Origin of the sequence: Lentilactobacillus hilgardii, assembly GCF_009832765.1 — a bacterium.
GTDB lineage: Bacteria > Bacillota > Bacilli > Lactobacillales > Lactobacillaceae > Lentilactobacillus > Lentilactobacillus hilgardii.
This window is the reverse complement of record NZ_CP047121.1, coordinates 14,498-26,103: the sequence shown is the minus strand read 5'-3', so window position 1 is coordinate 26,103 and position 11,606 is coordinate 14,498. Positions and strand designations below refer to the sequence as shown.

Annotated in this window: 10 protein-coding genes, 1 tRNA gene and 2 riboswitches; of the genes, 1 reads left to right on the top strand and 10 read right to left on the bottom strand. The window is 38.1% G+C overall.

The features are described from left to right. Positions 1-37: 37 nt before the first annotated feature. Positions 38-128: riboswitch (TPP riboswitch) on the bottom strand. 8 nt (positions 129-136) lie between these two features. The 9 genes from GQR93_RS00125 to yycF all read right to left on the bottom strand — a co-directional run bounded on the left by GQR93_RS00125 (position 137) and on the right by yycF (position 9,748). Next, on the bottom strand, positions 137-724 hold the full coding sequence (locus GQR93_RS00125; protein WP_003551035.1) for an ECF transporter S component: 588 nt from the start codon (positions 722-724) through the stop codon (positions 137-139). 106 nt (positions 725-830) lie between these two features. Then, a riboswitch (TPP riboswitch) is annotated at positions 831-920 on the bottom strand. A 158-nt stretch (positions 921-1,078) separates the two neighbouring features. Further along, the gene (locus tag GQR93_RS00120; RefSeq protein WP_003551032.1) at positions 1,079-1,660 is read right to left on the bottom strand and encodes a uracil-DNA glycosylase family protein; all 582 of its coding nucleotides are present in this window, start codon (positions 1,658-1,660) and stop codon (positions 1,079-1,081) included. Between the two features lie 24 nt (positions 1,661-1,684). Next, positions 1,685-2,164: a 23S rRNA (pseudouridine(1915)-N(3))-methyltransferase RlmH gene (gene rlmH / locus GQR93_RS00115; RefSeq protein ID WP_035444182.1), complete on the bottom strand. Its 480-nt coding sequence runs from the start codon at positions 2,162-2,164 to the stop codon at positions 1,685-1,687. A gap of 649 nt (positions 2,165-2,813) precedes the next feature. Beyond that, complete coding sequence (locus tag GQR93_RS00105) at positions 2,814-4,076, bottom strand: S1C family serine protease (RefSeq protein ID WP_003551029.1); 1,263 nt, start codon at positions 4,074-4,076, stop codon at positions 2,814-2,816. 87 nt (positions 4,077-4,163) lie between these two features. Continuing rightward, entirely contained in the window at positions 4,164-4,967 is an 804-nt protein-coding gene (locus tag GQR93_RS00100) for an MBL fold metallo-hydrolase (protein ID WP_375711575.1), read from the bottom strand. 20 nt (positions 4,968-4,987) lie between these two features. Further along, complete coding sequence (locus GQR93_RS00095; protein WP_003551025.1) at positions 4,988-5,824, bottom strand: two-component system regulatory protein YycI; 837 nt, start codon at positions 5,822-5,824, stop codon at positions 4,988-4,990. A gap of 22 nt (positions 5,825-5,846) precedes the next feature. Next, positions 5,847-7,148: a YycH family regulatory protein gene (locus GQR93_RS00090; RefSeq protein WP_003551023.1), complete on the bottom strand. Its 1,302-nt coding sequence runs from the start codon at positions 7,146-7,148 to the stop codon at positions 5,847-5,849. Then, a complete protein-coding gene (walK, locus tag GQR93_RS00085) occupies positions 7,138-8,991 on the bottom strand; it encodes a cell wall metabolism sensor histidine kinase WalK (RefSeq protein ID WP_003551021.1) in 1,854 nt (617 codons plus the stop codon). Before walK ends, GQR93_RS00090 begins: the two co-directional genes overlap by 11 nt. Before the next feature lie 40 nt (positions 8,992-9,031). Further along, complete coding sequence (gene yycF, locus GQR93_RS00080; protein ID WP_003551019.1) at positions 9,032-9,748, bottom strand: response regulator YycF; 717 nt, start codon at positions 9,746-9,748, stop codon at positions 9,032-9,034. A 225-nt stretch (positions 9,749-9,973) separates the two neighbouring features. Here yycF and GQR93_RS00075 point away from each other — a divergent pair. Continuing rightward, a tRNA-Lys gene (locus GQR93_RS00075) sits at positions 9,974-10,046 on the top strand. A gap of 136 nt (positions 10,047-10,182) precedes the next feature. Here the strand turns inward: GQR93_RS00075 and dnaB are convergent. Continuing rightward, positions 10,183-11,562 (bottom strand): replicative DNA helicase, encoded by a 1,380-nt coding sequence (gene dnaB / locus GQR93_RS00070; RefSeq protein ID WP_003551015.1) that lies wholly within the window; start codon positions 11,560-11,562, stop codon positions 10,183-10,185. Positions 11,563-11,606: the final 44 nt, after the last annotated feature.

Genomic DNA, 11,606 nt, shown 5'->3' with positions numbered 1-11,606 from the left:
AAACAGTCGAAGAAAAGATCAAACGGCTTCTTATTCAGAATAACCGGCTTAGTCTCCCTTCGACAGTTCAAACTGTATCAGGTTCAATGGGTATCATCTCAGCTATAAAAGCACCCCAGACATCTTTATTAAGCTTTTACTTTGAAACGTTAAAATGCAGGACTGATGATCGCTCAACAAGTGAGAAAATCATTTTGACCAAAACCGCACCAAAAACAATATCAGAGATCAAACGAACAGTAAATAATGCAATAATCATCGGAACCGAATATTTAACATAGCCTAACCTAAACAGCTCGTAGCCAAAAGCCACAACGGTTGTCGTAATGGAAGATGTCAGAAGACTTGCCCATCCCCAATTGCGATAGCGTAAAAATGTAAAGCCCAACTCACTGCCAAAGCCTTGAACAATCCCGGAAATTAGCGCTGCAGCACCAAACGTGCCTCCAAATAAAACCTCAGCTGCAGCTCCCAAGGTTTCACCGATAATCGCGGAACCGGGAACCCGTACTAAATACATCGTCAACGGTCCAGCCATGATCCAAAGCCCAAATAAAGCTTCATTGGCAAAGGGCCCGATTACCAGATATAAAGCATTATATATCCAGTCCGTTCCAACAAAAATAGCACCAAACGCAATCGCAATTAATGCGATCAAAATAACATCCTGCAAATGAAATTTCTTTTTCACAATATTTCTTCCTTTCCATATGATGATCAACATCTAAAGTATTCAAAAGGGAATTATCTGTGAAACAACAAAAAAACTCCTTTCCCTGAAATTACAGAGAGAGGAGTCTTTACCTACATAGTTAACTGTGCACGAGATAGGTAATTGCTTGTTGTCTTCCTCCGACAGTACGAACTGCATCAGGTTCAATGGGTATTTCTCAGCCAAAGAGGCACCCCAGACAATATTCGATTTTGACATCTTAATTATTACTTAAATGGTGAAGAAAAGCAAGTTGATTATTAAGTGTTCATGTTAAACCGGCTAAACAGCGTAATCGCAATTTAATAATCAAAAGAATCAGGCTATACATTGTAGCATCCCTGTTTAACACTATAATAAACCCGATTAATTCATCAATTTCTTAACTCGAATTTGCAATTCCGGCACGACTTCTTTTATAAACCAGGGATGCTGTTTCATCCACCCATAGTTTAAAGGTGAGGGATGCACCAATGGAAAATACTCCGGTAAATAATCTTCAAAACAGCGAACAGTTTCTGTTAAATTTTTTTGTCGATTTTTTTGAAGATAGTACTTTTGCGCATACTGACCAATTAACAATTTTAACTGGACGTTTGGCATCAATGATAATAAGGGTTGATGCCATTTATCCGCAAACCCTTTTCTGGGTGGCAAATCACCATGTATTCCCTTACCTGGATAGTAAAAATCCAAAGGCATCACGGCAATTTTACCTGAATGATAAAACCGATCCTTATCAATCCCCATCCAGTCGCGTAACCGATCGCCGCTTGGATCATTCCAAAAGACCATCGATTCCTGTGCTTTCCGACTTGGTGCCTGACTAATAATAAGGATCTTGGCGTTTGGCTCAATATGATAAAGCGGCAACACACCCTTGTCAGTATAAATCTTATTTTGCGGATCACGTTGGATAGCATTGAAAATATCGATTGCCGTTTGCATTCTATAGCCTCTTTTCGATTACACTTATTTATGGTATGGACTTCCCTCATTAATCATAAATGCTCGATAAATTTGTTCAGTCAAAACCAATCTCATCAATTGATGAGGCAACGTAAACTTTCCAAACGAAATTTGCGTGTTTGCGCGATCCAAAACATGCTTGGATAACCCTAAAGAGCCTCCGATCACAAACGTAATATCGGAATGACCATAGGTCGTCAGATCAGCAATTTCCTTTGCAAACTGTTCAGAAGATCGCTCTTTTCCTAAAATCGCAAGCGCATAGACGTACTCACGATCTTTTATTTTATCTAGAATTCGCGAACCTTCTTTATTCATAACTTCATTCATTTCGGCTTGGCTTAACGACTCAGGTGCCTTTTCATCGGAAACTTCTATAATTTGAAACTTACAAAAACGGGATAAACGTTTTGCATATTCAGCAATCCCTTGCTTAAAATATTTTTCCTTTAATTTTCCTACAACGACTAATTTAATATTCAATCTCATTTTCTCCTAATTCCATTTTTAGCCTGTGTAAAAAAAGAGGCTTATAAACAAGTTGTCCACATAGTTATCCACAGGTTGATAACTTAAACCGGTTTCTTCTACCACAGCATTTTTTTAAAATATGTCAAGTACCCTTTTAGTTGTCCACATAATTGTGGACAACACCCGTTCGCAAATTCACTTCGCAAACCCTATTATATCAGCATTTTGGAAACCGAACAAACAAGAATTTATTTCTAAAAAAAGTTATCCACAGAAAGTGTGGATAACTTTTAAAATCTGGGGATAACTTATTAACGGTAATATACCAGTGAATTCAATTCACCTTGTGGATTGTCCACAGGTTTATCCACAGGAGAAATGTGTACAAAATTGGTTTGTTTTTATCAGTACTGAATCTTTTAAAAAATAATCTTCATGAAGTTCGTATTTATCCGTTAACTATCCTTATTTTTCTTATTTAATCCGCTTACCGTTCGGAAACCCATTAAACCCACTAATTTACATTAAGTCATCGTTCAGTTTATCTGTGTATCCTTCTAACCAGTATTTAACAAAAGAGCGAGCAACCTTACGATTACTCGCTCTTTTCATACAATAGATAACATCTTTAACTATCGGTGTTGCTAGCTAGAGATTGTTCCTATTTACTTGCTTCACTTAACACTTTATTCGTTGCCTTTTGGCTTAAAGTAATGGATCCTGTTTCCTTATTTCCTTTGTGATAATACGTAACAGAAATTTTATCACCAATCTTATGCTTGTACAAGACATCACGTAATTGGCTCTGTTGTGTGATCTTAGTGCCGTCCAATTCGGTGATAACATCATACTTCTTAATACCGGCACGTTGAGCAGGAGAGCCACTATTCACTTTCAAGACTACCGCACCTTGGGTAACACTCTTTGGTAATTTTAGAACTGAGCGTTGTTGCTCTTCTGAAATATTGGAAAGATCAGTGTAGCCAATTCCCAAAGCCGGACGAACAACTTGCCCGCTCTTGATTAATTGATTAATAATTGTAACAACTTCATTACTTGGAATGGCAAATCCCATTCCTTCGACGCTGGTTCCTTGTTGATCCTGTGCTAATTTCATAGAGTTAATACCAACAACCTGACCCGCAAAATTAATTAAAGGACCACCTGAGTTTCCGGGGTTAATTGCCGCATCCGTTTGAATAACCGTTGCATTGCCAACTTGAGCACCAGATTCTGAAGTTTGTGGTACTTCACGCTTCTTAGCAGAAATAATACCCTGAGTAACAGAAGTTGCATATTGAGAACCAAGTGGTGAGCCAATCGCAAGAACAGGTTCAGCAACTTTAATGTTATCAGAATCTCCAAATTGAGCGACATCCTTGACCTTATTCGAAGTAATCTTAATAACTGCTAAATCAGTAACAGCGTCCTTACCAACCACTTTAGCTGACGCTTTTGAACCATCACTCAGAATAATCTCCAATGCGTTTGCACCGGAAACAACGTGGTTATTAGTCACAATGTAAGCTGTGTTGCCACTCTTTTTGTAAATGACACCTGAGCCTTCACTAGAAGCCTCAAGTTCACCACTCTTCTTACTACTTCCACTGCTTCCTGATCCACCCTCAAGGCCACCAAGAATACCAGCCAGCGTATTATCACTTGAGCTTTCTCTTTGAAGATTAATAACGGAAACAACCGTGTTTTTAGTTGCATTAAAAGCTTTCTCTGCTTGTGTATTGAGGTTCACCTTCACATTACTGATCTTGGTATTGCCATTTTTATTGGTCGAAACCAAAGATGTGCCAGTGCCACTATCACTATTGTTGAAGTATGACATACCACCATAAGTTATTCCACCGCCAAGAGCACCGGCGATAACAGCTGTTACAATAATTTTTCCAAAACCATTTTTTTGTGCCAATGAGTGTTCCCCCTTCGTTTTCTTTAAAGTATATACTTTTTTCTTGAAAAAAGTGTGTTCTCAAAGTTATAAAATTCTAAAGGAAATCTAAATAATCATTAAAGAAGATGCCGTTTCCGGTTCCGTATCATACAATTTAAAATCTTTACCTACACCATAATCATGATCAGCCAAAATTGACGCAACAGTTAAATGACAAAGTGATTTCATATTATTATGCTGACTTCGATGTCCCAGAAAGATCTTCTTTGTTCGATGACCAATCACATCCAGCATCGTATTGGCACCATCTTCATTTGAAAGATGACCCTGATCACCCAAAATCCGCTGTTTTAACGGCCATGAATATTCACCATTCTCTAACATCTCGATGTCGTGATTACACTCCAAAAGATAACCATCTGCATCTTTGATAACCCCCTCCATCCGATCTGAAACGTATCCGGTATCGGTTAAAACAACAAATGACTTGTTACGATGATGAAAAACATAAAACTGTGGTTCAGCTGCATCATGCGACACTGAAAAACTCTCAATATCAATATCACCAAAATCCATAACTGTGTCTGGTGGAAAAATATTAATTTCTTCTTCTGGAATTTTGCCTATTCGTGATCGCATAGCATCCCATGTGCCTTGATTAGCATACACATTCAAATCATATTTTCGTGCTAAAACACCGACACTTTGCCGATGATCCGAGTGTTCATGAGTTACCAAGAGTGTATCGACATCGTTAATGTCACGTCCAATTGAACGCATCAGGTTTGCAATTTTTTTACCACTCAATCCCGCATCTAAAAGAATTTTATGCTGCGGAGTCTCAACATATGTAACGTTGCCGGTGCTTCCACTGGCAAGTACACTGATTTGCATATCATCATTTTCCATAGTGCTTCTTCTTTCCAACATTAATTAACTCCAGAGATACTTTGACTGTTTTTCAAGTTTTCATTCGTTTCTTTTATGATACCACCGGTAAAGGCATTAATCTTTTTAAGCTGAACCTGTGGTGAGTTTTGGGGCTTGATTGCGATAATCCAAGTCGGAATAAAAACGCGATCATCATCAATGGATAACAATTTAGTATAACCTAGTTTTGCCCAGGCTACCTTTGTGTTATTTGGAATCTCATTGTATTGGTATAACCATATTAAAGCACGAGTTTCCGAAATTGTCTCCGATTTTTCACGTAAACTTTTAATATCCTGCAAGTAAGACTGTGTGTAACTCACGATTTGATAACGACCATTCAGCGTAAACCTGATTTGCGCTTCAGTCGAATACATTAAACCACCCATTGCCTTTTGAATATAGACGATACTTCGCGGTGTCGATAAGTCTTTACTATATTGATATTGATCGCCAAAAGCAACGAAGGTTGGGTCCATCAACAACTTATTAATAGATTGCTGTGGATTATCCTTATTAACTTTAACAGGATCCTTAAATTCACTATCCAGTTCATAGCCAACATAGTGGGGAGTCTGATTTAACAGCTGACCCATCTGGTTACGTAAGGTATCGTTTTGCGTACCGGAAAGGTAATACGCAAAATTTTTCTTTTTAGAAAGGCTACCCACTTTAATCTGGTCATCTTTCATTTCTTTGATAATTTTTGAATCAGAATCACCCTGAGACACGTTTTCGGTTTGCATATTCATATTCTGCTCAAACATTCCAAACAAAAAAATATCAATTGCAATAAACGTTACCAGGAAAATGATCTCTATTCGCCTAAAATTCAAACGGCTCCCCCTCCTTTCACTATCAATATCGGTTAATCAACGATGAATAACTGCGCCAAGTGCCTTTATAATTAACGTACCAATCCGGTATCAAATTAATCAGCAATTGTGATGATTTATCTTTTTGCCAACCATAGCCAATTCGTAAATCACGAATATCTTTTGCATGATATCCCTTTGCAATCAAACGCCGAATAGCAGTCTCAGTTGCTGGCAATGTGCTATACCCCTGTTTACTTGGAATTGGTACTTCCGGGTTATCCAGTGAAAACTGCAACCGTTTAGCGTTGGCATTCAAGGTCTGAGTGGAAATTGTCCCAAACCCATTTGCTCTATAAATGGGAAATCCTTCAACAAAGGTTCTATACGAAACGGTTCGCGAATTTGTATCATAATTGAAAAATCGAACACTGTCCAATGGCAATCCCAAATCCACTAATTGCTCGTATGAATCATCAAGTACTGAAGTCACACTTTGCTGATCACTATTATTTCTAAAATCAGAAAAGGTTCCCATTCTGGTTCGCGAATTAAATGCCAATTGAAGCGTATTCTGATCACTATAGGTGACTAGGTTTTTCCGGCGTTTAACGGTGACATTACTTTGTGAATCTCTATTATTTAATAGTCGGCTTACATAATAATCTTCAGACTGACGATCAATTAGGTACTTGTAGGGTTGCATCTGAATTTGACTTTTAACGTAAATCATTGGCTGTCCGTTAAATAGTTGAAGAGAGGCAGGTACTCGCCGAATATTCATATTCAAAACCTTGTTTAAGTTTTTCAAACTATGTTTTTTAACTTTAATTTGATAAACCGCAAAATTTTTATCATTCAGCAAATAGATCCTCGTTGAATTATTTGTCGGCAAGACAATTCGTGAAACTTGATGATTCGGTAATTTTTCAAAATATTTGTTTGTAACATCACTAATAACTCTAATCGAAACCGGACTTACGTAATTTAACATAATCGAATTGGGCCGATTAGCAATCTGAAAATACTTATCCTGAGATTTAATGCTCAGTGTTTTTAAATGAACATTTTTATAGCCATGCATCGTTTTTTGAATTTCAGCTACCGAATTAACCAATCGATTAACTAAAATGGTTTGATTGCCATTACTATCAGTATGGATAGCCTGAGTTGGTGCGTAAACATAACGTTTCGGCTTAGTAATTTCTTCATTTTGCGTATTTTGTGATGAATTCTGCCGATTTTTATAATTGGCAGGGTTTGTCCAAATGACAACTGAAAGCGTCAGACTAATGATCACCGCAATGGTTAGTGCGATTGGTATCAAGTATTTACTAAACCTCATCCCATAAGTCCTCCTCTTCTAGCGGTTCATATGGCAACGCAATATAGAAAGTCGATCCCTTTCCTTCGACACTTTCCGCCCATAATTGACCATGCAATGCTTCAACAACTTCTTTAGAAATTGCTAAGCCAAGACCACTTCCGCCTTGTTGGCGAGAACGAGCTTTATCAACCCTGTAGAAACGATCAAAAATATGTGGAATATCTTTACGTGGAATTCCAAGGCCTTGATCACTGACGCTTAAAATGACCTTATTACGTGTCTCATACAACCGACAGGTAATCACACCGCCATCTGGAGAATATTTAATCGCATTATTCATTAGATTATCAAGAACTTGCGTGAATCTATCCGTATCCAGATCGACCCATAGATCTCTTTTGGTAAAATAACGCTTAATGGTGTACATTTTTTCAGGATGTTCATCTTTTTTAAGAATCATATCGAATCGATTTAATACGTAATTGAACAACTCGTTAATATTAACAAGTTCAACTTCCATTTTTTGAGTGCCTGAATCCATTCGTGATAATGTCAATAGATCATTGATCATTCGAATCATTCGATCAGTTTCATCCTGGGTGACTTTTAGAAACTTGGGTGCCAACTTAGGATCTTTCCAAGCACCATCGTGCAATGCTTCGATGTATGATCGAACACTTGTTAACGGCGTTCTCAGCTCATGAGAAACATTGGAAACAAATTGTTTCCGGTCTTGGTCAATTCGCTGTTGTTCGGTAATATCCCGCAGAACACAGACTAATCCACTGATAAACCCCGATTCTCTTTGAATTAATGAAAAATGGGCATGCAAAATGAGACTGTGATCATCACTTGAAAAATCAAGAATCAGTTCATCCGGCTTTTCAAGCAAATCCCGCAGACTATAATCTTTACGAATATCCAAAACATCTAAAATTGATTTTCCCATTGCCTGATTTTCATCAAGATCAAGGAAACTAGCAGCCGTTTCATTAATAATAATGACGTTACCCCGACGATCCGTTGCCAGAACGCCATCTGTCATATTAGCCAAAACAGAGTCCAAACGGCGACGCTCGGATTCTGTTGATTCATGGGATTCTTCAACCCTAACGGACAAATTATTGACGGCACTGGCAAGTTGGCCCAATTCATCATTTCCGTAAACATGAACCTGACCTGAATAATCACCACGTGCAATTCGAATCGTTTGCTTTTTCATTTCTTCAATCGGTCGCGTAATTGCTCGAGAAATCACGATTGAAATTAAAAGGCCCAAGATGATCGCAATTGAGGCCGCAAACAAGTAGATGACAGTGATGCTATTAATGTTTCGGTATACTGTGTCCAAATTGGCTTTAGTATAAACGACACCCACAAGCGTACTGCTATTTCCCGAACTTTTTATCAAAGGTGAGATCAACGTGTAATATCTCGTATTACTCGATGAATCATAAGTGTTCTTTTCAATTTTATGACTGTTATAAATTGCATTCTTAACATCGTTATCAGTCGTTTTTTGACCAACTACTGCTTGATTATTAACTTGATTGGTTCCACGAATGGTTCCTTTATTATCAATAACCTGAATTTGTGCAGCGTTGCTACTGTCAGAATCATTTAAAATTGTTTTGATCCGCCTATTAGCCAACGTCTTATTGGAACGGGAAAGTTCAGTGATCAATGAGTTCTTCACGTAAGACTGTAACTGCACCTGGTTGGTAAAGGTTGAGAGGTTTTGGTGTTCCAATTGCCTCACAAATACGGCACCAACAATTTCCAGAGTTACTAACAAAACGAGGGCGAAAACCAGCGCTATTTTAAATTTAATTGATTGGTAAAATTTGATTCGGTTATTCACAACCAGTTAATACCCCTTACATTCTTATCTTCTCTCAAACTTACTGTTGATCACTTTCAGGATTCCTAAGGTAGTACCCTACGCCACGTCGTGTCACTAACCAAGTTGGGTGACTAGGACTATCCTCAACTTTTTCACGAAGTCTTCGGACCGTTACATCAACGGTTCGAACATCGCCAAAATAGTCATAACCCCAAACAGTTTGTAAAAGATGTTCCCGCGTCATAACCTGACCGATGTGTTGAGCTAAATAATGCAAAAGCTCAAATTCACGATGTGTCAATTCAATATTTTCACCGCGTTTAGAAACTGAATATGCCTCTGGATGAATAACTAAATCGCCAATCTTAATATCTTTATTTTCGTCGCCTTCACTTGAGTTTCCGCTTGAAGTGCCCTGACGACGTAAATTAGCCTTTACTCTCGCTACTAATTCACGATTAGAGAACGGTTTGGTAACATAATCATCGGCTCCCAATTCAAGTCCAAGAACTTTATCGAGTTCAGAATCCTTTGCAGTTACCATAATAATTGGGGTATCTTTTGTTTTACGAACTTCTCGAGCAACCTCGAGACCATCAATCTTCGGTAACATTAAATCCAGAATGATGAGATCTGGATCAACTTCATTTACTTGTTTTAAAGCTTCCTCACCATCATAGGCTACAAAAACTTCATAACCTTCTTTGGTTAAATTGAACTTCTCTATGTCGACGATCGGTTTTTCGTCGTCTACTACCAATATTTTTTTAGCCATTAACAATTTCTCCTAACATGGATTTTAATATTGTTATTATTTCAAAATTTGCACACGCCAACATGATGCTATTATAACACAGTGTATGAAGTGGGCCGGATTGGTTCAAAAGACCAAACCACTCTGCCTTTAAATCAATATTACCACTGCCTTGTAAGTAAATTTTTAAAATTGCTATTGCAAAAGTTTTTTCACCATGTTATTATATTTAAGTCGGTTAGTGATGGGCAGTTAGCTCAGTTGGTAGAGCAACGGACTCTTAATCCGTGGGTCCAGGGTTCGAACCCCTGACTGCCCACTATATTACATAAACCACTAAATAACAACCACGCCGCTTCAATGCCGTGGTTGTTATTTTTTTATACTGATGATAAAGAAAGACTGGGACGCTCGCCCCGGTCTTTCTTTGTTTTTGACTAACAACGACAAAATAACTATCCGCCATCTTGTGCATAAGAGATGGAAGAAAACTTATTATAAGATTTCACAAATAATAGTTTAACCGTTCCCCGTGGACCCGATCTGTTTTTTTCAATAATGACCTCAACTTCACCAACATCATTTTCATCGTCAGCACCCTGAGAATCACTATCGTCATCATCATCTCGCTCATAATAATCATCACGATAAAGAAAAGCAACAATATCGGCATCTTGTTCGATAGAACCCGATTCACGAATATCCGATAGTACTGGTCGCTTATCCTGACGCTGCTCGACACCACGAGAGAGCTGTGATAAAGAAATAACCGGCACGTGTAATTCTTTAGCCAATTTTTTTAGTTGCCGAGAAATATATGAAACTTCTTGTTGTCTGTTTTCTTGTTGACCACCTTCAATTAACTGAAGATAATCAATTACAATAAGTCCTAAGTTACCATTTTCTTTAGCCAGCCGACGACACTTAGCACGAATTTCGGACATTTTAATGCCCGCAGTATCATCGATAAAAATATTGGCTCGTGATAAACTCCCCATTGCAACAACAAGGTTTTGCCATTCATCTTCGGTTAATTGGCCTGTTCTCAAATGGTTTGCATTAATACTGCCCTCAGAACATAACATCCGGTCTACCAAGGATTCCGCACTCATTTCCAAACTAAAAATAGCAACAGTTTTATCTGTTTTGGTTCCGACATTTTGAGCCACATTTAATGCAAACGCCGTTTTACCAACGGCCGGCCGAGCAGCTAAAATGACTAATTCATCATTGTGCAGTCCGGTCGTAATTTTATCAAGTTCAGGATATCCGGTAGAAAGCCCAGTTACGGTTTCACCTTCCTGCGATAATTCATCAATCTTATTAAACGCCGAGTTCAAAACATCTTTAATCGCTTTAAAACCGGACTGATTACGATCCTCCGCGACATTCATAATATCACGTTCAGCGTTATCCAAAACAGTTGTAACGTCTTCATCGGTATTATAACCATCTGTCACAATGTTTGTAGCCGTCTGAATCAAACGTCTTAAAATGGCTTTGTCCTTGACAATCTTTGCATAATAAGTGACGTTTGCCGCTGTTGGCACTGCATTTGCCAGTTCTGTAATGTATTGGTATCCACCAACATCATCTAAATTGTTTTGATCTTTAAGCGTATCCGTCACCGTAATACCATCTACGGCTTGGTCATCATCATTTAGCTTAACCATTGCCTGAAAGATAATCTGGTGGGAATGCTTGTAAAAATCATTTGGATCAAGGTATTCCATCGCATCTATTAAAGCGTCGGTACTCAGAAAGATTGATCCCAGTACCGCTTTTTCAGCTTCAATATTTTGAGGTGGCACCTGATTTACTAAATCATTGTTCATTAATAGTCACCAATTTAATCTTAAACCCAGGTTTTCTAGTAGTT